We start from the raw sequence: 24,406 nt of genomic DNA, 5'->3' as shown, positions 1-24,406 counted from the left end.
TCCTGCATCGGGTATCTCTCCTTATCTTTGCCCCCAATGTCAGATTATGCACACGATACGGTAGTACCCTATAAGGATTCGGGGCTGGGTAAGAAACAGCAGGTGGCCGGCATGTTCAATGACATTGCTTTCCGGTATGATTTTCTAAACCGCTTCCTGAGTGCAGGGATCGACATATCCTGGAGGAAGAAGGCCATTAAGCAACTGGCAGCCATCCAACCCAAAAACCTGCTTGATGTGGCAACCGGTACAGCGGATATGGCCATCATGGCATCTGGTATACTGAGGCCGGAAAAGATAACCGGGATCGACATCAGCGATGGCATGCTGGATATAGGCAGGAAGAAAATACAGCAGCTTGGACTGCAAAAAGCCATCGAACTGTTAAATGGCGACAGCGAGACAATAAATTTTGAAAATGATTCGTTTGAGGCGGTAACCGTGGCATTCGGGGTACGTAATTTCGAGAACCTGGAAAAAGGATTGAGTGAGATCAGGCGGGTGCTGAAACCCGGGGGAAAACTGGTTGTTCTTGAATTCAGCAAACCAAAAATGCCGCTTGTAAAAAGCATGTACAACCTGTACATGAAGGTCATCTGCCCGGGAGTGGGCAAATTATTCTCGAAAAACCGCAACGCATACCAATATCTCGACGAATCAATTAAAAAATTTCCGGAAGGAAAGAATTTTACAGCTATCCTGGACAACCTGGGATACAGGAACACTTATTCTAAACCACTGAGCTTAGGTATATGCAGCATCTATTGCGGAGAAAAATAAAGATATTGGGTTTTGCTATTTTCTTTTTACCCCTTGCCGGGGTCTCTCAATTAAGGGAAAAGATCAACCTGCCCGACCATGACGAAAAATTTATCCGTTTTGGCATCAACCTGGGTATGAACCGTTCGCATTTCAGTTTTACACACCACCCGACCTTTTTGGGTCAGGACAGTATCATGGTTGTGGAAAGTATCAACAGTACCGGCATCAACCTGGCCTGGCTTGTCAATGTGCGGTTAAGCAATCATTTCGACCTGCGTACCTTTCCGGTGAACCTCACGTTCAGTGAAAAAGCATTTGAATACAGTCTGCCAACACCCGACCGGCCCGACGGGGAGGATTTTAAAACGACCAAGAAAGTGCAGTCCATTACGTTGACCATTCCCATCCAGATAAAATTCACCAGCGACCGGATCAATAATTTCAAAGTGTATATGATGACCGGGGTAAAGGGTGAGTATGACCTGGCTTCCAATGCAGGTGCAAGAAAAGCAGAAAACCTCATCAAGCTGAACCGGTTTGACTATGGCGCAGAAGCAGGTCTGGGATTTCATTTTTATTTCCCCATGTTTGTACTAACGCCGGAAATTAAAATGGGATGGGGTATAGGCAACCTGCACAGCAGGGACACCAACCTGAAATTCTCCCGGGCCATAGACAAGATCAACTCACGGATGATCTCCTTTTCATTGACCGTGGAATAAATTCACCCCTTCATCAGAAATCATATCTCCGGCTGAACATGTTGAGCCGGATGCCTCCCATGATCAGGGTGGTGCTGGAAGAAACAGCATTGTTCTGTGTTTTATATTGGCGGTATTGCCCGGACAGTTCTAAGAACAGGTTCTCCTTCAGTTCATAGGATACCTGCAGGAAGTTGTTGAAGCAGGTAGCTTTATTTCCGCTGCCGATCTTAAAACCATCATTCATGGAGCGGGTTGTATAATCCCGAAAGATATTGCCGCCGAAATTTTTACCGGCGCTGTCCAGGCCCTGGTAATAATAGATGGTTTGCAGATACACATACCATTTTGGTGCAGGCTGGTAACGGATGATGCCCATGAACTCCTGGAAATTCGCCCCCAGGGGATGCGCCAGTGGCTGGTTGTAATGCGTATAATTGGAGATGGTATCGTTGTGAGAATACGTGAACGGCCTTACCCTGTTTGTTTCAAGCTGAATGTCCAGGTTCTTTACACCAAAGGCATCTAAGTATTTTACCCCAAGTTGGATGCCCCATTTGTTTACCCAGCTGGTTGGTTTGTTCCTGATCTCCGATAAGATGAATTCGTCCAGCAGCAACTGCCCGTATAACTGTGCCCGGTGTGCTATGTTCGCCTTGAAGTCGAACCCGGCGATGGCATTATCAGGGCTGCCCACCGTGCCTTCAATATGCCGGTAAAAAATGATGGGATTAAGGTATTGAAAATCAAAGCGGTTCTTTCTTCCAAAGATCACGCCTTCAAAAAATCCGATGTTAAGCCATTTGGTCACGTTCATGCTCAGGTGGTGCATGGCCGCATATTTCCTGTCCAGCAAGGTGTCGCCAACTTTTTTAAACTGCGGCATCAGTTCCATAAAAATGTTCTGGTAATTTATCTTCCATATCCTGGTGTTCAGTTTCAGAAACAGATGGCTGTTGCCCCAGTCGCTCAGGAACAGACTGCGGTAACCATTGCCTATGAAATTCTTGTCGTACCCGAACTGGATATCGATCGCTTTGGCCGCATTGAATGTGATGTAACCACGGGCATCAAAATAATCGGTACCTGATGTTTTAAACGGTTTGTAAAAACCAACGCCGGGCACTGCCCGGAAGGTATTTACGTTCTGCTGAAAGAATTGCGGCCCCCGTTCCTGGTTATCCGTCAGGTAGGTGGAAAATCCGACCTTGCGGCCGATCATTCCCCGGGCCATAACACCCCGGCTGTTTAAATATATGGATTTGCTGTACCCGGTTTCCACCCCGGCACTGAACTGAAGCACCGGGTTAAGCGCCAGGAAAAAATTATTCGTCTTTACTTCCAGGAAATTCGGCTTGGTTGTATAAAAGGTCTTCAGTACCGGCCTCCTGCTTTTGAATTCATCTGTTTTGCCCGTCACCCATTCGGTATTGTTCATTAAAAAGCGCTGCAGGTTGTATTCATCAATGGATGTAAGCGCCTGGTCCATCCATTCGGGGTATTTATCACGGCCGGTCAGCGTGTCAACATATCCCAGCCTTGCACTGTCAATGAATTCGGCCTGTTCCACAATGTATTTCCGGTTAAAAGGCTTAACGGTGGAGAAATTGAGGTGGGTGTTTTTCTGCTGCTTGATCTCCATCCGCTCCACAAAATGGTTGTCTTTGGATCCCTGTGTTAAGTAGGTGGATTGTGCAGTGGCAAAAGCAGGGCAAATAAAAATGAGCAGTTTGGTTAAGCTTTTAATAATTTGCATTGGATAATTTTAGTTTTAACAGGCATCTGAATTCAAGATATGCAAAAATACCTTTTTAAGAACATACGGGTGGTCAATGAAGGAAAAATCCAATCGCTGGATGTACTCACCAATGGTGGGCAGATCGGGAAAGTTGCCGGTTCCATTGAAACAAAATACCGGGTCGCAGAGATCAACGGAGAAGGAAAACATCTTTTTCCGGGTGTGATCGATGACCAGGTTCATTTCAGGGAACCGGGCCTTACGCATAAGGCAAATATCTATACAGAGAGCAGGGCAGCAGTGGCGGGTGGTGTTACCAGTTTTATGGAAATGCCCAATACCATTCCCAATGCACTTACACCCGGACTGCTGGAAGATAAATACAGGATCGCATCGCAAACCTCGTTGGCAAATTATTCCTTCTTCATGGGAACCAGCAACAGCAATGCAGAAGAAGTGCTTAAAATGAACGACCGCAAAAAAGATGTGTGCGGGGTAAAGATATTCATGGGCGCCAGTACCGGCAATATGCTGGTGGATAGTCATGCCGCACTGGATAAAGTGTTCCGGGAAAGCGAAATGCTGATCGCTACGCATTGTGAAGATGAACGGATCATCAGGGCAAATTATGAACGCATTAAAAACGGGAAGGCAGAATTGAGTGCAGCCGATCACCCGTTGATACGGAATGAAGAAGCCTGTTTTGAATCATCGCTGATCGCCATAAAATTTGCCCAGAAATACAACAGCCGCCTGCATATACTCCATATCAGCACCGAAAAAGAGCTGCAGTTATTCGGCAACATGATGCCCCTGAAGGAAAAAAGGATCACGGCAGAAGTTTGTGTGCATCACCTGCATTTTACGGCAGATGATTATGAACGGCTGGGCTACAAAATAAAATGCAACCCCGCCATTAAAGCGCCAAACAACAAAGAAGCATTGTGGAAGGCTTTGCTGGATGACCGGCTGGATATTATTGCCACCGACCATGCACCTCATCTTTTATCAGAAAAGGAAGGACCCTATGAACATGCCCATGCCGGGTTGCCGCTGGTACAGCACCCTTTGTTGCTGATGCTGCATTATCATAAACAGGGCCGGATCAGCCTGGAAAGAATTGCAGAGAAAATGAGCCATGCCGTAGCTGATTGTTTCCAGGTGGAGAACCGCGGTTACATACGGGAAGGCTGTTTTGCCGACCTGGTGGTGGTTGATACGGATTCGCCGTCAACCGTTACCAAAGAAAATATTTTTTACAAATGCGGGTGGAGCCCCCTGGAGAATTTTACGTTTCCTGCATCTATAGTAAGCACGTTTGTGAACGGGAACCTGGTGTATGAGAACGGCAGGCATGATGAATCAGTAAAAGGACAACGATTAACATTTAACAGATAACTGCCGGCATGGATATAGACAAAACAACGCTTGACGATCTTTCGGTATTCCGCCATGGAGAGGAAGCATCTGTACTGGACAAGCTTGACCTCTGCAGCACCACCCATGGCAGCGAACAACTGCGTATCAATTTCAGCACGGCATTAAAGACACCCGAAGAAGTGATCGCTGTGCAGCAAACACTTAAACTCATCCTGCAGCACCAGCAGCAATGGCCCAGGGAGATCAGCAACGGAACGGTGATGGTGGTGGAAAAATTCTTCGATTCAAATATCAGCCTTATCCCTTCTAATCCTTCGGCGCTGGAGGCATATACCTATAAATTATTACACGGCCCCGACTTTGCACTGGTCAGTTATTCTGCCAAACATTGCTTTGATTTCATAAAAGGATTTCAGCAGTTGCTGCAATTATTTTCCGGTGCAGAGCAGCCGGCGCCACTGAAGAAGCTGCTGGACAACGTGCAGCAGGCCATCCGTAAGCCACAATTTGATATTGTTTCCCGGTATAAAAATTCGGAAGCACTGACAAGAGCACAATTGCTGCATTTTGCCCATTTCATTAAGTACAATTACAAACACAACATGCTCGACCTGGTGGTGCTGTATGCCCAGGTGGATGCCTGGTATGGCATGGCAAAGGCGGTGCAGAAATACGGGTTGGTGTTCCCGGAATTTGTTCAGCATGCCGGGCCGGTGGTGGAAGCAACAGGACTTTATCATCTGCTCGTGCAGGAGCCGGTGGCCTATGATGTGATGCTGGATAAGGAAACCAATTTTCTTTTTCTTACCGGGGCCAACATGGCGGGAAAAAGCACTTTCATCAAATCGGTGGGCACTTCGGTTTTTTTGGCGCATGTGGGCATGGGTGTGCCGGCACAGCAGATGAAGCTTACCTTCTTTGATGGCATGCTCAGTAACATCAACGTGGTGGATAATATCGCCCGGGGCGAAAGTTATTTTACAACGAAGTGCAGCGCATCAAGGCCACCCTCAACAAGATAAGCGATGGTAAAAAATGGCTGATCCTGATCGATGAACTGTTCAAGGGTACCAATGTGCAGGACGCCATGAAGTGCAGCAGTGCGGTCATTGAGGGATTGCTGAAGATTAAGAACTCCCTGTTCATACTGTCTACCCATTTATACGAGATAGGCGAGGGGCTCAAAAAATATCCCAACATCAGCTTCAAGTACTTTGAGACCACCGTTACCGAAGAACAACTGAAATTCAGTTACCAGTTAAAGGACGGCATCAGCAACGACCGGCTGGGGTACCTGATATTGAAGCGGGAAGGGGTGGTGGATATGCTCGAGAAACTCTGAAAAAAAAATCCTACTAATTTGTGGTGATCTGCTGTTGAGATGCGGATCAAAAGTTCAATTTAGCTGTCATCCTGAGCGATAGCGGAGGATCTGCTGATTATAGAACTGAAGCCCAACAGATCCCTCGTGCCTCGGGATGACAGCAACCATCGGCATTTGTGCGGTTATCAGGCATTAGGTCGATAATCAACCAGAGTATGAAAATCCCAGGCGGACATAATTATTATGTTTACATAGTAACTAATAAGAACAAGACTGTTTTGTATACAGGTGTAACCAATGACCTGTATAGAAGAATTGAACAACACAAAGAGAACTCCATACCTTTCCGGCATCCTTCTTTTGCCGGGAGATACAATGCATATTTCTTGTTGTACTATGAACATTTCCAGCATATAGATGCTGCCATAGCGCGTGAGAAAGAAATAAAGAAGTGGAGGAGAAGCAAGAAAGAAGCACTGATCAATTCGTTTAATCCTGAATGGAGATTTCTGAATGAGGAGTTATAGTGCTGAAGCTCCATGTAGCTGTCATCCCGACGAAGGAGGGATCTGCCTGGAAATGCTCTACTGCTCAGCAGATCCCTCCTTCGTCGGGATGACAGCCTTCTTCGGGGCCATAACAGAGTTATCAGCATCTTCAATGTCATTGAACAATGTATTACGGATCGTTTTTTTTAACGACTTTAATGAAAAGAACGCTGTTGCTTATTACCAGGCTGTTGATCCTTTTGGGCCAGGTGAAAACCTCACCAAAACCTCAGAAAATAAACAGGGACGATTGATCTCATTTACCCATTTTAGAGATCAATTCATCTACATGTTAGTAAAGACATATGGCAGCGCTGTTTATGGAGTGGAAGCTATTACCATCACGGTAGAGGTCAGTGTTAACAACCAGGGAAAGGATTATTTTATTGTTGGATTGCCCGACAGCGCCGTAAAAGAGAGCCTGCAGCGGGTGGAAAGCTCCGTCAAGAGCAATCATTATTACATGCCCCGTACCAAACTGGTGGTGAACCTGGCACCGGCCAACATTAAAAAGTCAGGCACGGCATTCGACCTGCCCATTGCCATCGGAACACTGGGAGCCACCGAGCAAATTGAAAACCCGGAAAAATTAGCGGAGTATGTGATCATGGGTGAGCTGAGCCTGGATGGGGAGATACGGCCAATCGTTGGCGCATTGCCTATTGCCATACAGGCACGAAAGGAAGGATTCAAAGGATTGATCCTTCCCAGGCAAAACGCACGGGAAGCGGCGATGGTGAATGAACTGAATGTTTATGCCGTGGGACATATCAGGGAGGTCATCGGGTTCTTCAAAAATGAGCATTCACTGCAGCCAACCATTGTTAATACAAAGGAAGAATTTGCCAATGCCCAAAGTGATTTTGATATTGATTTCAGTGATGTGAAGGGCCAGGAAAATATCAAACGGGCCCTGGAGATCGCAGCAGCAGGCGGGCACAACGCGATTTTAATTGGTCCGCCCGGAGCCGGTAAAACGATGCTGGCAAAACGGCTGCCCACCATTCTTCCGCCATTAAGCCTGCAGGAAGCACTGGAAACAACCAAGATCCATTCTGTTGCCGGCAAACTTCCTGAGAATTCAACCCTGGTATCGAAACGGCCGTTCCGCAGCCCACACCATACCATCAGCGATGTTGCGTTGGTTGGTGGAGGTGGTAATCCGCAGCCCGGCGAAATTTCTTTGGCACACAACGGTGTTTTGTTTTTGGATGAATTGCCCGAATTCAAACGGCAGGTGCTGGAAGTAATGCGCCAACCGATGGAAGAAAGAAGGGTTACCATTTCCCGTGCAAAAGTGTCGCTGGATTTTCCGGCCTCATTCATGTTGATCGCTTCTATGAATCCCTGCCCCTGTGGATTCTTCAATCACCCCGAAAAAGAATGTACCTGCCCGCCGGGTGCTGTTCAGAAATACCTCAACAAGATCTCGGGCCCTTTATTGGACAGAATTGACTTGCACGTGGAAGTTACCCCTGTTGCTTTCAATGAATTATCATCCGCCCAGCAGTTTGAGAAAAGCAGCAATATCCGGCAGCGGGTGATGAAGGCAAGGGAAATACAATACCAGCGATATAAAAATACCGATGGCATTTATGCCAATGCACAGATGAGTAGTAAGCAACTGAAAGAGATCTGTGTCATTACCTCTGCCGGGCAAAGCTTATTGAAAACAGCGATGGAAAAATTAAACCTCAGCGCCCGGGCCTACGACCGCATTTTAAAGGTCAGTCGCACCATTGCCGACCTGGCTGCCAGTGATGACATAAAGCCGGAACACCTGGCAGAAGCCATTCAATACCGGAGCCTGGACAGGGAGGGATGGGGCGCTTGATCTATACAGGAGTTAGATAAAAAAGTGGCCGAAATTTGCGACCACCTAAGAATCGATTAAAAGGAGTAATATGGCTAAAACAATCAAAAAGATAATTGGTATTGCAGATGAAGTGATCATAAACAGGATATATTTTGTAAGAGGACAAAAGATAATGCTCGACCGTGATCTTGCGGAACTTTATGGAGTTGAAACGAAAGTGTTGAAACAGGCAGTGAGAAGAAATATGAAAAGATTTCCGGAAGACTTTATGTTTGAAATGAACAAAGAGGAATTCGAAAATTGGAGGTCACAATTTGTGACCTCCAATGAAGGGGATAAAAAGGGGTTACGATACCCTCCCTTTTGCTTCACCGAACAGGGAGTAACAATGTTGTCCTGTATTTTAAACAGCAAAAGGGCCATCACTATCAATATTCAGATCATAAGGATTTTTGCTAAACTTAGGGAAATGATCATTACCCATAAGGACATTTTATTAAAACTGGAGCAATTGGAAAAGAAAGTAACCAGCCATGATGAAAACATACAAAGGATCTTTGGGGCGCTAAAACAATTACTAAATCCACCACGGGAGCCAAGAAGGCGGATAGGATTCAGGCGAAATGGCGAAGATGATTAGAAAAGAGAATGCCTGAGAAGCCTATAACTTTGGAAGCCCTTGCTGGTATACAGTTTTGTCCTGTTTTCTATGTTTCCTATGTCCTATGTGGTTCATACCTACATTTCTTCTTTCATGTAATCTTGTCATTTTTTGCGAACTTGTATGATATTTGACAGCTTGGTGCCTTTCGGGGTATTAATAGACATAAACTATCTGAATGAAAGTATTACTTCGCTACCTGCAGCCATATAAGTGGCTGGTAGCCCTCACCTTAACGATGGCCGCCATCAATATCGGCTTCTCTTTGATCGACCCCATCCTGCTTGGCAAACTGATCAACCTGGCCAACGACCACCAGAGCAGTGCTGTCCCTTTTGACAGTGACCGTTTCTTTTATGCCTTTTCATGGGAAAAACCGGGTGTATGGTTCATTGTGATCGCTTCCATATCCGTGGCCATGGTAAGCCGTATTGCAAAAGCCTTCCAGGATTATTTTTTAAATGTGGTGATACAGAAATTCGGCGCCAAGGTCTTTACCGATGGCCTGCAGCATGCCATGAAACTTCCTTACCAGGAGTTTGAGGACCAGCGCAGTGGCGAGACCCTGTCCATTCTTACCAAGGTAAGGTCGGATGTGGAACGGTTCATGAATAATTTCATCAACATCCTCTTCGGCGTCATTATCGGGGTGGTCTTTGTTTTTGTGTATGCAGCGGTCTATATCCACTGGAGCATACCGGTGGCCTATATCGTGGGTATTTTCCTGCTTACGGTCATCACCAATTTCCTGAGCAAGAAGATAAAGATCATACAAAAGAACATAGTTGGCGAAACAACGGCGCTGGCGGGCTCAACAACAGAGTCACTTCGAAATATTGAACTGGTAAAGAGCCTTGGCCTTACCGAGCAGGAAGTAGTGCGGTTAAACAAGAACACCTATAAGATACTGGGACTGGAATTGAAAAAGGTAAAGAGGATACGAAGCATCAGCTTTATCCAGGGAACATTTGTAAATACGCTCCGCCAGGTGATCCTGTTCATTTTAATGTACCTGATCTTTAAAGACCAGATGAATGCCGGGCAGCTGGTGACCATGCAGATCTTTTCCTTCTTTGTATTCGGTCCCTTGCAGGAGATCGGTAACATTCTGCTTTCTTACCGGGAGGCAGAGGCCTCCCTGAATAATTTTCATAACCTGATGAAGAAGACTCCCGAACTGGAACCTGCAACACCCAGGCCATTAAATAATATTGAAACGCTTTCATTCAACGGGGTATCTTTCAAACACCAGACAGCAGCCCATAAAGCCATCAACAACATAAGCTTTGATGTGAATATCGGTGAAACGATCGCTTTTGTCGGTCCTTCGGGTTCGGGCAAATCTACCTTGATGAAATTGCTGGTAGGCTTATATCGTCCGCTGGAAGGAAAGATCCTGTACAATAACCTGGACGAAACGGAGATACGTTTTGATGACCTGCGGAAGCAGATCGGTTTTGTGACCCAGGATACCAACCTGTTCAGCGGTACCATAAGAGAAAACCTGATGTTCGTAAATCCATCTGCAAAGGAATCAGACCTGGATGATGTATTGACAAAGGCCAGTTGCACCGGCTTACTGTCAAGGGCTGAAAAAGGGCTGGACACCATGATCGGTGAGGGCGGCCTGAAATTATCCGGGGGAGAAAAGCAACGTATTTCCATTGCACGTGCCTTACTGCGCAAACCGCATTTGCTGATCTTTGATGAGGCCACTTCGGCGCTGGATTCACTTACAGAGGAAGAAATTACCAATACCATCCGGGATATCTCTTCACAAAAGGGGCAGATCACTATTTTAATTGCACACCGGTTAAGTACCATCATGCATGCCGACCGGATATATGTGTTGGAAAGGGGAGAAGTGGCTGAAACGGGTACACATGAAAAGCTGCTGGAAGAAAAAGGATTGTACTTTGCCATGTGGCGCCAGCAGATCGGCGAAAGAAAAAGACAGGCATCATCACCGGTATTAAACTAAACACATGAAGTTAGCAGAGCTCTTAGGGCTGGCAGCAGGCACCATCACCTCCATCACTTTTTTGCCGCAGGTAATACGGATATGGAAAACAAAATCGGTAAAGGATATGTCCATGCTGATGATGCTTTTACTGATCGCCGGAACGGTATGCTGGCTTACTTATGGACTGCTGATGAAGGATGCCGCCATCATTTATACCAATGTGATGGTACTTGCCATGAGCCTGGTGATGTTTTATTTTAAGATAAAATACAAGTAGCGGTAACTTTTGTTACAGAAAAATATGACTGCTTTAGTACCTTTGCAGGCATGAGCAGTAAACCCAAGCCCAATTATTACTGGAGCATGTTATCCATGAAATGTCCCCGTTGCAGGCGCGGGCCCATGTTCAAAGAAAGTAATCCTTTTAAAAGCCTTAAACTCTCCCATATTTTCAATATGCATGATAACTGCCCGGTCTGCAACCAGAAGTACGACCTGGAACAGGGGTTTTGGTATGGCACCGGGTACGTAAGTTATGCGCTGGCAGTTGCGGTTTCAGCAACCACCTTTGTGGCCTGGCTGGTATTGATCGGCATATCGGTGGATGATAACCGGATCTTCTGGTGGCTGGGGATAAATACGGCTGTCCTGATCATTACGCAGCCCTGGCTGATGCGGCTTAGCCGGGTGATTTATATCCGCTTTTTTGTGAAGTACGATGCGGACTACGAGAAGACAAAACCGGTGGAGTTGCATTAACCATCACCCTTTTTGAAGATATCGGTAAAAATATTTTCCTTATCCAGTTCTTCAATGTCGCTTAAGACCAGTTCGATCGCTTTGGTACTTTTATTGATCTCCAGCAGGGATAAAATAATGGACAGCAGTAAAAAAAGAAGGCTTGCTGCAAAGATCCAGTGTGCCAGCTCCATCCAGTTACGAAAGATGGCATACATACACAGCACGCAACATAAAAAACTTACCACACCCAAACCCTGCATATAGCGGATCAGGTTCAGGCGGGAGCGGATGTTCTTTATCTGGCTCAGTATGTTCTTCTCTTTTTCACCCCGGTGGTATTCATCATGCAGTTTCCGTACCAGCGATGCCAGTGATAAAAAACGGTTGGTATAGGCAAGCATCAGTAATGTGATGGCAGGGAAGAGCAACGCCGGTGTATTGATATCTATGTCAAGCATATTAAGGAGATAAAATTAGTGACTGCAGCTCACTCAATATACAACAATCTTCATTTTTGTTTTTTTTGAAATGAGTTTTCCAAACCCATACCCCAGGGCAATTGCCAGCGGATAATCACTGATCCAGTGTACCCCATTGTTTATCATGGATAAAGCGATCAGCGCCGAAATGCTGTATCCCACCGGTTTGATCCATTTTATTTCGGGATAATTTTCACCAATGATGGTAACGGTACTTACAAAAGTTGCCAGGTGGCCGGATGGGAATGCATCATAACGGGGCTTGTTTTTCTGAAAATCGTTCAGGGAAGGGAAAGGCCTCCACCGGCCTCCCCGGGCCGTTGCGTCCGAAGGGTTTTCTCTTCCCGTTGAATATTTCATAAGCTGGGTGCTGATGCCCATTACAATAAAGGATTCTGTAAGCTGGCTGGCTGTTTGCAAAGCCCGGTTATCTCTTTTTATTTTTCCCAGTATGTAAAAACCCGCTGCCAGCCATATGGTTGATGAACCCTGGCCTAAATTATAAAATGCCGTATTTACATTATGGGGGATCTTCCCGATGTTGGTGCTTTTGCCAAAGATATTGACCTGGATGATCGGTGAATAATCTTCTGTTCCCTGGATGCCGGCATTCCGGAAATTATGCTGGAGACTGTTGGTGACCGACTGGTCAGCGAAAATTAATATTGCAGTAGAGCCTGTAATGACAGCCAGGTTGGTAAGATTTTTTTTCCGGAATGACTGTTTGGTGAACCGGCTTACATCCCGGGGGATATCTGTAATGAATGAAAAGGTCTTGGGCTTTTTGTATAGGAAGTCTGAAAGTTTTTGAGGATACAGGCCTCCATAAAAAAATACCAGGATTATGGTAAAGTATGATCTCATAAAGAAGTACTGCTCCCTTTCTTTTTCTGTTTCTTATCGATCCATTTCTGCATTTTGTAGGATATCCATGCACTGCCTGCACCAACCAATGCCCCTGCCAGCACATCGCTTGGATAGTGTACACCCTGGTACATCCTTCCCCAGCCAACACTTGTTGCATACAGGTAAGCAGGAACGATCACATACCATTTGCGGTACCTTAATGAAAGGGATGTGGCGGTGCAGAATGCAGTAGACGTATGCCCCGATGGAAAAGACAGCCACAGGTCTTCGCTTACTCTTCGTTTAATGAAGGGATAATCTGCAAAAGGACGTTTCCGGTTTACGGTATGTTTTGTTAGTTGTGTTACGCCTGTGTTTATCAGGAAAGCAGCACTCATATACAAGGCGTCTAGTTTTAATTTTTTATCTTTTTTAATAAAACCGGCGAGGGCAATGCCTGCCGGGGCAGCAATACTGATTAATGTCACCTGGTCTGTATTCAGTGCAGCATACCTGTTCTTAAATTCTGTTTCGGTTTTGTTTATATTCCTAAGAAGATCAATATCTATATTCTGTGAGGAGCCCGCCAGTTGCAGAAGCGTAAAAAAGAGGAACAGCAATTGCGTTGCCCTATTGTTCATTTGCGTTGATGAATGATTAATATTGCAATATAATTTTTAGGCAGGTCAAACTGAAACTTAATGAAGAAAAGTTTTATTTTTTATATACACAACATGGCCGGTCTCCTGTCGGGTATATTCATCCTGCTGATGTCATTATCCGGGGCATTCCTTGTTTTTCATGAGGAACTGGACGGTTTTCAGATCCCGGCTGTTTCGCCTGGCCCTGGTGGAGTTATAACGGTTGACAGTTGTTACCATGCCATCCAGAAAAAATACCCCCATGCACAGATCAGCAATTGTACCCTGCCTGGAAACAGGCAGCAGCCTTTTTCCTTTATTATCAGCGATCCATCGTATAAAAACGGGGCCAGGGCAATGGAGCTGTTCCTGCATCCTCATTCCGGAGTGGTTTTACGAACAAGAGGCGGCAGCGATGACATGCGGAATAATTTCATGAGCTGGTTATCCCGTTTTCACAATTCCTTTCACCTGGATAAAACAGGGGAATGGCTGCTTGGTTCCTTTGCATTGCTGTTTTTGTTGAGCATCCTTACCGGGCTGATCCTTTTCAGGAAGAATATCCTGGCTGTTTTATTCTTCAGAAGGGAAGTGTACAAAAGGAATAACCTTCACCAGTTGATCGGGGTGTATGCATTGATCTTTAACCTGGTGATCGCCGTTACCGGTTTCTGGATGCAGCGCTATGTTTTTAAAAAGGATTTTTATTCCTCGTACAGCTATACGCCTGTTTTAAAGCCATCACCGCCTTTGTCTTTTTCTTTTGATTCCGCATACAAGGCCCTGCAAAAAGAATATCCAGCTTTTACAGCAAGCGTGATCTATTTCGCACAAAGCAATAAAGGGAAGACGGCCGTTTACGGAAGCCGCAGCACGAACTCTTTTATTCATTCCAGGAAATTTGCCGATGCGGTTTTCCTGGACAGTACGGGTGCCGTTGCCAATACCCGGTTTGTGAATGAAATAAGTGCCGGTGACCGCTACGACATCATCAATTCCCAGGTACACATGGGTAAATATGGTGGCATGGCCGTTAAAATAATTTATTTCCTGTTAGGATTGACCGGGGGTTTACTCAGCATCACCGGGTTTTTGCTTTGGACCAGGCGAAAAAGATCTGCCGGTAAGCCATAAAAGCCGGATCCGTATATCCAATGAATTCAAAACGTCTTCCCGGAAAAAAGTTACTTTTTCAGACTTAAACTCAGGGGTATATTCAGTTTGATGCTGAAATTCCTTCCCATATTATAAACACCCGTTCTCCCGGTGGCCAGGTTCTCTTCGGCATATTTTAAACGGCTCAGGTGATTCTGGTAAGCCACATCGCCCATGTTGATAGCGCTGAAACCAAGGCTGAACAGGGTTTGATTCTTTTTATTTACAAAGTCGGCGCCAACACCGGCATTCAGTAAAGTATAGCCGCTTGTCCTTGTTTCGGTGTTATAGGCAGCAAATACATTCTTTTTGGAAAAGGTATTATCCAGTTCAAACTTCAGGTAAACATTGCGGATGTTCGTTGAAAGTTTGCTGAAGGTCCCTTTGAACTCTGTAACCAGTTTCGAAGCCGGGATGAATGGCAGGTATTTATTTCCTTCGATGGGATCTTTCAGCTGGCCGCTTACCAGGGAAAATGTATTCAGGATGTGCAGCCAGTCAAGCGGGTGGGGGTGAATATCAACGGTCGCCTCAAAACCTGCCAACGAGGCTTTGGTCTGGTCAAACTTAAATGCAGTGAGAAGATCCCCGTTCACATTAACCAGGCTGTCGCCACCTCCTGCGGCTTCTAACTTCCTGTAAAATATAAAATTATTGAAGCTGTTGTAAAAGGCAGATAGCCCGATGGAAATGTGTTCGGCATTGTAATCCATTCCGGCATCCAGTTGAATGCTTGTTTCGCTTTTTAATGCCGTGTTCCCGTATTCATAGCGGGTGGTTCCTTCGTGTGCACCGTTGGAAGCCAGTTCGGGAATGCTGGGTGCCCGGAAACCCCGGGCAATATTGAATTTCAGATTCAGGTTATCGGTCAGCTGTGCTGCCAGGCCCACACTGCCGGAACCATTTGAAAAGGATCTTTTAAATCCATTGCCTTTGATCATTGCCCCATCCAGTAAATTCCCGGCAGATATGTTCCTGTTATCAAACCGTACACCACCGCTCAGGGTAACCCGGTTGATCGTTTTTTGCAAATACGCATAAATGCCGAAGTCAAAAAGACGGTAATCCGGTACCAGTTGTTCAATTCCTTTGTTTGCATTGCTTTGCAGCATACCGTTTATGCCCACAGATGTTTTCCATCCTTTGTTTTCCACCACATGAAACTGTGCGGTGTAGGTTATGGTCCTTAGGTCAAAAAACAATGACCGCTCCTGTTTATCATCCGGGTTTCCAAACTCTTCCCGCCGGTTTTGCTGGTAACCGATATTAAAGGTAAGGTGGTTCCTGCCCAGCTTGATATTGTTGTCGGTCGCAATTTTAAAATGACGGATGTGCTGGTAAGGTATGAGCGGACCCGTGCTTTTGAAATCATTGTTGGTCGCCCTTTCTGTTATCCCTCCTGCGATGTTCTTTGTAAAATGACCATCCGTATCCCTTTCGCCTTCCACCAGACCTGCCTTTAAATTGAAACTGCTTACCAGCAGGTGGCTGAATCCCCAGCTCCCGTTGTACCCGGCATAGCCGCCGGTATTATGCTCATTGAATTTGGAATTGAACACAGGGCCGTCGTATTTATTCTTATAATCGGCAGCAGCCTTGTTTGATGTGTAGAGGTTCCAGTTGAAGCCGTTCTTATTGCCGCCGATATTTGCATTAAAACCGGTAAGCCGGTTATTGCTTTGGTAATTCCCGGAAATATTCGCTTTGATGGTATTTACCGGAACCGGCACGTAACTGATGATGTTCACCACGCCGGCCATGGCATCGCTGCCATAAATGATGGAAGCCGGACCTTTCAGCAGTTCAATTTTATTAACGCTGGCCTCATCCACTTCAATGCCATGTTCATCTCCCCATTGCTGGCCTTCCTGTCTTACACCATCATTGATGGTAAGTACCCGGTTGTAACTCAGTCCGCGAATAACCGGTTTTGAAATGGCCGGGCCTGTAGCCAGGGTGGATACCCCCCCGATCTTTGTAAGTGACTCCACGATATTGCTTGAACTGTTCTGGAAAAAATCCTGTCTTCTCATTACCGAAACAGCAAACGGTACTTTTTTCTGTGAGGTTGCACCGCTGACACCGGTTACGATCACAGCGTTATTTTCAATGATCGATTCGCTCAGTGCAAAATCCTTTATAACATCGCCGGTGAAATCTATGTTTTCAACAATGCTCGTATAGCCGATATGTGATACTTCGACAAAGTGCCTGCCCTGCGGAATGTTCTTAATGAGGAAGCGGCCATTTTCATCTGTGGAAGAACCGGATTTGATATCACTGATGTAAACAGATGCAGCAACCACCGGGTTACCGGTTTTAGCATCGGTTACTTTTCCCGAAAAATTACCATTTACTACAGAGAACTTTAAAACCAGGTAGGTGACTGAATTACCCTGTGCAGCTGTTTTTGTGCTGCTGTTTAAAATCAGGAAGAATGTCAATAATGTTATTTTGCTGATCCGCATAATCTGAGTTTAATGATTGTCCGATAATCAGGCTACAGGGTATTTCATGTTCTGCATGAAAGAAAATAGCCGGTTTCTGAATAATAATTAAGCTGCAGGAGGAGCACGCAAAGAGAAATATAGCCGTGGGACAGCGGCAGGATGAACAACGCGGTTGACCTGCTTACCGGGAAATGTTTTTTCAGGTACCGGTACAACATGGCTGTCGGCCCGGGTAAAGGGTGATTCAGCTACAATATTATCGCAATGGCAATAGAATCGTTTGGCAGCTACCTGCTCCTGGTTCTTATCATCCGGTTTTTTTACCGAGTCCGTATGATTGGTAAACCAGTTGTGCAAAAGAATGGTTGGGGTAATGCTGAATGAAAAGACCAGCAGCATTAGGGCGGCAACAATTTTTCTTATAACGGGCTGTTTGGACAAAATTTAATTTTTGCTACAATGTTGCAAATATACGGTTATCAACCAGCAAATCAAACTATTTTAAAGTATAAATTTGATCCGGCTGATTGTTTTACAGGGCTTTAATGGATTTGTGCTGTAAATGCGGAAAAAAAACGGGGGGACTAAACCTTGCATAATCAGTGCAGTCAAAACCCGACAAAAAATCATTTATATGAAAAAATTAAAACAGCTGCTTTTAAGTATCATGTGTTTAACGGCTGCATCTTTCAGCGCTGGGGCACAACAGGATTCAACCGGGTTGCCCGGCGATCACTTCAGCCTCCAGGGGGCTTTGGAAATGTTCAGACAGGCTTCATCCCCGGAAGAATTTGAAAAACTCATTAATGCAAAGGACAAAAATGTAAACAACCTTGACCTCAACGGGGATGGGGAAGTGGACTACATCCGGGTCATTGACAAGGCTGATAAGGATGTGCATGCCTTTATTTTACAGGTAGCTGTTTCCGAAACCGAGAACCAGGATATCGCAGTCATAGAACTGGAAAAAACAGGTGATACTACAGCCGTTCTGCAAATAATCGGCGATGAGGATATTTATGGAGAGCAGGTAATTGTGGAAGCATCTGATGAAGGAGATGAAGTGGAGGAGGATGCCGGTGGTCGGGGAAATGGTCCCGCTGCTTTTTACATGCATGAGCCCTATCGCATTGTGGTGAATGTATTCTTCTGGCCCAGCGTTCGGTTTGTTTACCGTCCTGCTTATGTTCCCTGGGTTTCTCCATGGAGGTGGCGTCATTACCCGGGTTGGTGGAGACCATGGCGTCCGCTCAGGTGGCATGTGTACCATCCGTTGCGTATGCACTATCACCGGCATTGTGCCGTGGTACGTACGCACCGGGTTGTTGTGGCACACCGGGTTTATTCCCCGCACCGTGTTACCTCGGTTACCGTAAGAACAAGGACCACGGTTGCCCGTAACAATTACCGGGTTACCCGTACAAAACGTACTGTAATAACAGGCCCAAGGGGTGGCCGCCCGGCCGGGAAAGCCATTAAAAGGGGAAAAGGCAAAAGAGGATGATCTTTAGTTTTATTATAGACAGGCTGCAGGTTCTTACCTGCAGCTTTTTTATTGTCATTCCGGTGCGGTGGAAATCCTGCCTTTACTAAATTTCAATTATCTTGAAACAAATAACTTCAACATGGATCAATACATCCTTTCTCTTGACCAGGGTACAACAAGCAGCAGGGCCATCATCTTTGATAAGCAGGGTTCCATTATTTCCATTGCCCAAAAAGAGTTCACACAGCTGTTCCCAAAACCCGGATGGGTGGAGCATGATGCCAATGAAATATGGAGTACACAATTGGGAGTGGCAGCAGAAGCCATTACCAAGGCAGGGCTGCAACCTGAAAATATTGCAGCGATCGGTATCACGAATCAGCGGGAAACAACCGTGGTTTGGGAAAGGACAACGGGTAAGCCCATTTATAATGCCATCGTATGGCAGGACAGGAGAACCGCATCATTTTGTGATGAACTGAAAGCAAAGGGCCTGGACAAGGTCATCCGGGAAAAAACAGGGTTGATCGTGGATGCATATTTTTCTGCCACCAAAATAAAATGGATACTGGACAATGTGAAAGGCGCTAGGGAAAAAGCGCAGAAAGGTGAATTGTGTTTCGGGACGATAGACAGCTGGCTGATCTGGAATCTGACCAGGGGACAGATCCATGTAACCGATGTTTCCAATGCATCCCGTACCATGCTGTGTAATATTCATACGCTGCAATGGGATGGGGAACTGGAAAAGATATTTGATATACCCGGTAACATGCTGCCCCTGATAAGAAGCAGCAGCGAAGTGTATGGTACCACACAAAACATTCTTACTGCACACAATATTCCCATTGCCGGCATAGCCGGCGATCAGCAGGCAGCATTGTTTGGGCAAATGTGTACGCAGCAGGGCATGGTTAAAAACACGTATGGCACCGGTTGCTTTATGCTGATGAACACCGGCGGAAAACCGGTTGTATCCAATAATAACCTGCTCACAACCGTGGCCTGGAAAGTAAATGGTATGACCCACTATGCTTTGGAAGGCAGTGTCTTTATAGCCGGGGCCGTTGTGCAATGGTTGCGGGACGGATTAGGTATTATCAAAAATTCAAAGGATGTAGAAGCATTGGCTGCTTCGGTAGGATCCGCTGACGGCGTTTATATGGTGCCTGCCTTTGCCGGTTTGGGAGCGCCACACTGGAACCAGTATGCAAAGGGAACCATGGTTGGCATAACAAGGGGTACATCGGCAGCGCATATTGCCCGGGCATCTTTAGAAAGCATTGCCTACCAGACAATGGATGTATTAAAAGCCATGGAAGCCGACTCCGGCATATCCATCAAAGAACTGAGGGTGGACGGCGGCGCTACAGCAAATGATCTGCTGATGCAGTTCCAGGCAGATATATTAAATACAAAAGTTGTTCGCCCCGAAATAACGGAAACAACCGCTTTGGGCGCTGCATACCTTGCCGGGCTTGCGGTGGGTTTTTGGGACAATATTGATCAGATAGAGAAGCAATGGAAGCCTGCTATCTGTTTTGAACCCAACATGCAGGAAGAAGCAAGAACAACCCTTCACAAGGGATGGCACCGGGCTGTCAGGTCGGCTATTGCCTGGGCGGATGATAAATGACCGGTAATAGAAAAACGATTTATTAAAAACACTATTTTTCCTGAGTAAATTACTGCGTATGAATAATTTCCTTTTCGAACTTATTGGAACTGCCTTTTTGATTTTATTAGGCGATGGCGTGGTGGCGAATGTGGTATTGAATAAAACCAAGGGCAATAACGGCGGATGGATCGTCATCACGTTCGGATGGTCCATGGCTGTGTTTGTAGGCGTTTATGTATCGGCCGCACAAAGCGGTGCTCATTTGAACCCTGCTGTATCCATTGCCCTTGCGGCTGCAGGAAAATTCGACTGGGCCCACGTTCCGTTGTTCATGGCCGGCCAGTTTGCCGGTGCCATGACAGGCGCCCTTTTGGTTTGGCTTGCCTACAAAAAACATTTTGATGAAACAACCGATGCCGATGCCAAACTGGCCGTTTTCTGCACCGGCCCGGCGATCAGGAATACAGCGTTTAACCTGGTCACGGAGATCATCGGCACATTTGCCCTGGTATTCGGGATCTTTTTTATAACCGGGGCGGATGTTAAATTGGGTTCACTGGATGCATTGCCGGTTGCTTTATTGGTTTTGGGTATCGGCCTCAGTTTGGGAGGACCGACGGGTTATGCCATCAACCCGGCGAGGGACCTGGGCCCACGTATCATGCACTTCATTTTACCAATAAAAGATAAAAGAAACAGTGATTGGTCATACAGCTGGGTTCCTGTTGCGGGCCCGTTGATCGGGGGGTTACTGGCTGCACTGGTTTTTAAGAACATCCCTTAGTCTTTGGCAAATTCAAGGTCGGCAAGAATGGGGTAATGATCTGAGTATGGCACTTCGATCTTGTGATATTGGGTCACCTTAAATCTCTGATCAGCCAGTATATAATCAATTCTGAGGGTAGGCGAAAGCATGCGGAGTGTCCGGCCAAATCCCGAACCTTTTTCTAAAAAGGCATCCTGTAAGTCTCCTTTAACGGTGAAATAGGTATAGGAATTGGGTACATCGTTGAAGTCGCCGCAAACAATCACCGGGTGGGGGCTTTCTTTGATCTTCTTATTCAGCACCTCCGCCTGCGAAGCCCGGGATATGTACGCATTCCTTAGTTTGTAGGCAATGAGTTTTGATGAACCCAGGCTTGCTTCAACCGGTTTTTTCAGATTATACAAAGCCTGGAAATCCGTGCGCTCAAAGCGTACCGATTCAAGGTGGGTGGTAAAAACCCTTACGGTTTGATCCCTGATCTTTATATCAGCCTGGATCAGTGGTTCAACCAGTTGCTCATCAGTATAAAAAAAATGGGACGTATCTGTGATCGGGTATTTGGAAATGATGATGGTAGTGATCAGCCTGGTTGACCTATATATCCGTTCATAAAACCGGGTTCCCACAAAATAACTGTATTGGTAACCACTTTCTCTTAATGCCGGAATAATGGAATCCTGTAATTTCTTATCCTGGAAGTATATGTATTCCTCAAAGCATAGGATATCGGCATTTGACCTCTTTACCAGGTCCAGCATCTGGTCCTTATTATTTGATTTTATTTTATCGGATGCATTTGACTGCCCCCAACCCGATAAATTCCATGTAAGTACCCGTATAGATCCCGGTGATTTAACCTCATTGAATTTTTCCGGAAGGTGGAAACTGAACATTACGGAAACCTGTTTCCAGCCGATCAACAAAGCAGCCACGCATGCAAATGCCCATTTTGACCTGCGGAATATCCAGTATAACAGGAACCCCGCTATTGCAATGAACAGCAATGGGAACAGGAGTCCCAGCATGGCTATGAACCACGACTTCCCGGAATTTACAAACGGTACCAGGCACGCCAGCAGGTAGAGCACTATGGCAACTACATTGGCACTGATGAAAGCGATCCGGAAGAATTTCTTAAGCCGGGGGACCATACGTGAATTTTAAATGAAACTAAGCATTTTCTGTATTAACGAATGCAGGCCGATATATTGTATATGACTAATATTTCACGATAATTCTGCCTCTTCGGAAAGCTTAAAAACCGGTGATTTGAAATTTCAAATTTCAAACTCTATCCCTTACCTTTGCCGCTCAAAATCAGACTTCATTATAATAAAGTATTATTTATGGCCAATACAGGTAAAATAAAATCAGTAATCGGTGCGGTTGTTGACGTACAATTTGACAGTGACAGTAAACTGCCCGAAATTTTGAACGCCCTTGAATTGAAACGTGAAAACGGGGATACATTGGTGCTTGAAGTGCAGCAGCACCTGGGTGAAGACAGTGTTCGTACCATTGCGATGGATGGAACGGAGGGTTTGGTACGTGGTACTGTTGTGGTTGATACGGGGAAGCCCATTGCCATGCCAACCGGCGATGCCATCAAAGGCCGTCTCTTTAATGTAACCGGCGATGCTATTGATGGTCTGCCACAGGTAAGTAAGGTTAATGGCCGTCCCATTCACGCCAAACCACCGATGTTTGAGAACCTCAGTACAGCGAACGAGATATTATATACCGGTATCAAAGTAATTGACCTGATAGAACCTTATGCAAAAGGTGGTAAGATCGGTTTGTTTGGTGGTGCCGGTGTGGGCAAAACCGTATTGATCCAGGAGTTGATCAACAATATTGCGAAAGCATATAGCGGGGTTTCGGTATTTGCAGGTGTGGGAGAGCGTACCAGGGAAGGTAATGACCTGATGCGGGAGATGATCGAGGCGGGTATCATGAATTACGGAGATAAGTTCAAACACAGCATGGAAGAAGGCGGATGGGACCTGAGTGCAGTAAATATGGAAGAGCTGAAAGAATCCAAAGCAACCTTCGTTTTCGGGCAGATGAACGAACCGCCCGGGGCAAGGGCCCGTGTGGCTTTAAGCGGTTTGACCATTGCAGAATATTTTCGTGATGGAGACGGGACCGGACAAGGAAAAGACATTTTGTTTTTCGTAGATAATATCTTCCGTTTCACGCAGGCAGGTTCTGAGGTATCGGCGCTGCTTGGCCGTATGCCTTCGGCGGTGGGCTACCAGCCAACACTGGCAACCGAGATGGGATTGATGCAGGAAAGGATCACGTCTACTAAAAACGGTTCAATCACTTCCGTACAGGCTGTTTATGTACCTGCGGATGACCTGACCGATCCGGCTCCTGCAACAACTTTTGCTCACCTGGATGCTACCACGGTATTGAGCCGTAAGATCGCTGACCTGGGCATCTATCCTGCGGTGGATCCACTGGATTCTACTTCAAGGATATTGACCCCGCTGATCGTTGGTGATGAACATTACAATTGCGCCAACCGTGTTAAACTGATCTTACAACGTTATAAAGAATTGCAGGATATCATCGCCATCCTTGGCCTGGATGAATTGAGCGACGAAGATAAACTGGTGGTATCAAGGGCCCGCAAAGTGCAGCGTTTCTTAAGTCAGCCTTTCTTTGTGGCTGAGCAATTTACCGGTTTGAAAGGGGTATTGGTTCCGATCGAAGATACCATCCGTGGTTTCAATGCCATTATGGATGGGGAAGTGGATGAATATCCGGAAGCCGCATTCAACCTGGTAGGAACGCTGGAAGATGCAATTGAAAAAGGTAAGAAACTGATGGAAGCGGCGAAAGCGTAAAGGCAGTGTATTTGGTACTAAGTATTGAGTATATAGACTAAGCACTGACAAAGCCTCGCCAGTAATTTTCTAAATATTGAGTACTGAGTACTAAAATACTCTCAACATGGGATTGCATAATTTCAGAGAATTAAGAATCTGGCAGAGGTCAGTTGATTTAGCTGAAATGATTTACAAAACAACCAGTGTATTTCCCGCTGAAGAAAAATATGGCTTGATTTCGCAATTGCGCAGATGTGCTGTCTCGGTTCCCAGCAATATTTCGGAAGGAGCTGGCAGAGCAACAAATAAACAGTTTAAATATTTTCTGGAGATTTCAATGGGTTCTTGCAATGAATTACAGACACAACTAGAACTATCATTCAGATTTAATTTTATTACGAAAGAGATATTGGATAAGTTGAATGATGAAATTTTGCAGATTTATAAAATGATTTTAGTTTTTTACAACTCTTTAAAAAGTGAATAAAAATCTAAAT

22 protein-coding genes and 1 pseudogene are annotated in these 24,406 nt (G+C 45.7%); 16 read left to right on the top strand and 7 right to left on the bottom strand.

What is annotated here, in order from left to right; genetic code table 11:
• Positions 1–36: 36 nt before the first annotated feature.
• Positions 37–780, top strand: a complete 744-nt coding sequence (ubiE, locus tag IPJ02_06985) for a bifunctional demethylmenaquinone methyltransferase/2-methoxy-6-polyprenyl-1,4-benzoquinol methylase UbiE (GenBank protein ID MBK7375290.1) — start codon at positions 37–39, stop codon at positions 778–780.
• Positions 753–1,484, top strand: coding sequence for a PorT family protein (locus tag IPJ02_06980; GenBank protein ID MBK7375289.1), 732 nt, complete (start codon positions 753–755; stop codon positions 1,482–1,484). The genes ubiE and IPJ02_06980 overlap by 28 nt, the downstream gene beginning before the upstream one ends.
• Before the next feature lie 13 nt (positions 1,485–1,497).
• Here IPJ02_06980 and IPJ02_06975 read toward each other — a convergent pair whose 3' ends face one another.
• The gene (locus IPJ02_06975; GenBank protein MBK7375288.1) at positions 1,498–3,219 is read right to left on the bottom strand and encodes a hypothetical protein; all 1,722 of its coding nucleotides are present in this window, start codon (positions 3,217–3,219) and stop codon (positions 1,498–1,500) included.
• Between the two features lie 39 nt (positions 3,220–3,258).
• On the opposite strand from IPJ02_06975, the gene IPJ02_06970 reads away from it, so the two are divergent.
• The 8 genes and pseudogenes from IPJ02_06970 (at position 3,259) to IPJ02_06935 (ending at position 11,652) form a co-directional block, all read left to right on the top strand.
• The gene (locus tag IPJ02_06970) at positions 3,259–4,599 is read left to right on the top strand and encodes a dihydroorotase (protein MBK7375287.1); all 1,341 of its coding nucleotides are present in this window, start codon (positions 3,259–3,261) and stop codon (positions 4,597–4,599) included.
• 8 nt (positions 4,600–4,607) lie between these two features.
• Positions 4,608–5,923: pseudogene (locus IPJ02_06965) on the top strand (DNA mismatch repair protein MutS).
• Positions 5,924–6,120: 197 nt separating this feature from the next.
• Positions 6,121–6,432 (top strand): GIY-YIG nuclease family protein, encoded by a 312-nt coding sequence (locus IPJ02_06960; GenBank protein MBK7375286.1) that lies wholly within the window; start codon positions 6,121–6,123, stop codon positions 6,430–6,432.
• A gap of 310 nt (positions 6,433–6,742) precedes the next feature.
• Positions 6,743–8,287, top strand: a complete 1,545-nt coding sequence (locus IPJ02_06955; GenBank protein ID MBK7375285.1) for a YifB family Mg chelatase-like AAA ATPase — start codon at positions 6,743–6,745, stop codon at positions 8,285–8,287.
• Between the two features lie 70 nt (positions 8,288–8,357).
• Positions 8,358–8,909, top strand: coding sequence for an ORF6N domain-containing protein (locus tag IPJ02_06950; GenBank protein ID MBK7375284.1), 552 nt, complete (start codon positions 8,358–8,360; stop codon positions 8,907–8,909).
• Positions 8,910–9,108: 199 nt separating this feature from the next.
• Positions 9,109–10,911: an ABC transporter ATP-binding protein gene (locus tag IPJ02_06945; GenBank protein MBK7375283.1), complete on the top strand. Its 1,803-nt coding sequence runs from the start codon at positions 9,109–9,111 to the stop codon at positions 10,909–10,911.
• A 4-nt stretch (positions 10,912–10,915) separates the two neighbouring features.
• Complete coding sequence (locus IPJ02_06940) at positions 10,916–11,170, top strand: SemiSWEET transporter (GenBank protein ID MBK7375282.1); 255 nt, start codon at positions 10,916–10,918, stop codon at positions 11,168–11,170.
• Between the two features lie 50 nt (positions 11,171–11,220).
• Entirely contained in the window at positions 11,221–11,652 is a 432-nt protein-coding gene (locus tag IPJ02_06935; GenBank protein ID MBK7375281.1) for a DUF983 domain-containing protein, read from the top strand.
• Here IPJ02_06935 and IPJ02_06930 read toward each other — a convergent pair.
• From IPJ02_06930 to IPJ02_06920, 3 genes are read right to left on the bottom strand one after another with little or no spacing between them, the layout of a single operon-like run.
• Complete coding sequence (locus IPJ02_06930; GenBank protein MBK7375280.1) at positions 11,649–12,092, bottom strand: DUF2721 domain-containing protein; 444 nt, start codon at positions 12,090–12,092, stop codon at positions 11,649–11,651. The genes IPJ02_06935 and IPJ02_06930 overlap by 4 nt on opposite strands.
• A gap of 33 nt (positions 12,093–12,125) precedes the next feature.
• Positions 12,126–12,977: a phosphatase PAP2 family protein gene (locus IPJ02_06925; GenBank protein MBK7375279.1), complete on the bottom strand. Its 852-nt coding sequence runs from the start codon at positions 12,975–12,977 to the stop codon at positions 12,126–12,128.
• Positions 12,974–13,600, bottom strand: coding sequence for a phosphatase PAP2 family protein (locus tag IPJ02_06920; GenBank protein ID MBK7375278.1), 627 nt, complete (start codon positions 13,598–13,600; stop codon positions 12,974–12,976). Before IPJ02_06920 ends, IPJ02_06925 begins: the two co-directional genes overlap by 4 nt.
• Before the next feature lie 60 nt (positions 13,601–13,660).
• Here IPJ02_06920 and IPJ02_06915 point away from each other — a divergent pair, with 60 nt between their 5' ends.
• The gene (locus IPJ02_06915; protein MBK7375277.1) at positions 13,661–14,734 is read left to right on the top strand and encodes a PepSY domain-containing protein; all 1,074 of its coding nucleotides are present in this window, start codon (positions 13,661–13,663) and stop codon (positions 14,732–14,734) included.
• 50 nt (positions 14,735–14,784) lie between these two features.
• Here the strand turns inward: IPJ02_06915 and IPJ02_06910 are convergent, their stop codons facing one another.
• The gene (locus IPJ02_06910) at positions 14,785–17,223 is read right to left on the bottom strand and encodes a TonB-dependent receptor (GenBank protein MBK7375276.1); all 2,439 of its coding nucleotides are present in this window, start codon (positions 17,221–17,223) and stop codon (positions 14,785–14,787) included.
• Between the two features lie 87 nt (positions 17,224–17,310).
• Positions 17,311–17,604 carry a hypothetical protein gene (locus IPJ02_06905; protein ID MBK7375275.1) on the bottom strand — a complete coding sequence of 98 codons (294 nt, stop codon included), beginning with the start codon at positions 17,602–17,604 and terminating at the stop codon, positions 17,311–17,313.
• 235 nt (positions 17,605–17,839) lie between these two features.
• On the opposite strand from IPJ02_06905, the gene IPJ02_06900 reads away from it, so the two are divergent.
• From IPJ02_06900 to IPJ02_06890, 3 genes are all read left to right on the top strand, one after another.
• A complete protein-coding gene (locus tag IPJ02_06900; protein MBK7375274.1) occupies positions 17,840–18,709 on the top strand; it encodes a hypothetical protein in 870 nt (289 codons plus the stop codon).
• Between the two features lie 121 nt (positions 18,710–18,830).
• Complete coding sequence (glpK, locus tag IPJ02_06895) at positions 18,831–20,327, top strand: glycerol kinase GlpK (protein MBK7375273.1); 1,497 nt, start codon at positions 18,831–18,833, stop codon at positions 20,325–20,327.
• 58 nt (positions 20,328–20,385) lie between these two features.
• Positions 20,386–21,093 carry an aquaporin family protein gene (locus IPJ02_06890; protein MBK7375272.1) on the top strand — a complete coding sequence of 236 codons (708 nt, stop codon included), beginning with the start codon at positions 20,386–20,388 and terminating at the stop codon, positions 21,091–21,093.
• On the opposite strand, the gene IPJ02_06885 is transcribed toward IPJ02_06890, so the two are convergent.
• Positions 21,090–22,226: an endonuclease/exonuclease/phosphatase family protein gene (locus IPJ02_06885; GenBank protein MBK7375271.1), complete on the bottom strand. Its 1,137-nt coding sequence runs from the start codon at positions 22,224–22,226 to the stop codon at positions 21,090–21,092. The two genes, IPJ02_06890 and IPJ02_06885, sit on opposite strands and share 4 nt — an antisense overlap.
• Before the next feature lie 195 nt (positions 22,227–22,421).
• On the opposite strand from IPJ02_06885, the gene IPJ02_06880 reads away from it, so the two are divergent.
• Positions 22,422–23,927 carry a F0F1 ATP synthase subunit beta gene (locus IPJ02_06880; protein ID MBK7375270.1) on the top strand — a complete coding sequence of 502 codons (1,506 nt, stop codon included), beginning with the start codon at positions 22,422–22,424 and terminating at the stop codon, positions 23,925–23,927.
• 112 nt (positions 23,928–24,039) lie between these two features.
• Positions 24,040–24,396, top strand: a complete 357-nt coding sequence (locus tag IPJ02_06875) for a four helix bundle protein (GenBank protein MBK7375269.1) — start codon at positions 24,040–24,042, stop codon at positions 24,394–24,396.
• Positions 24,397–24,406 lie beyond the last annotated feature (10 nt).

The organism is Chitinophagaceae bacterium (assembly GCA_016710165.1).
GTDB lineage: Bacteria > Bacteroidota > Bacteroidia > Chitinophagales > Chitinophagaceae > Ferruginibacter.
The sequence above is the reverse complement of the archived record's forward strand: the minus strand, read 5'-3'. Positions and strand labels throughout refer to the sequence as shown.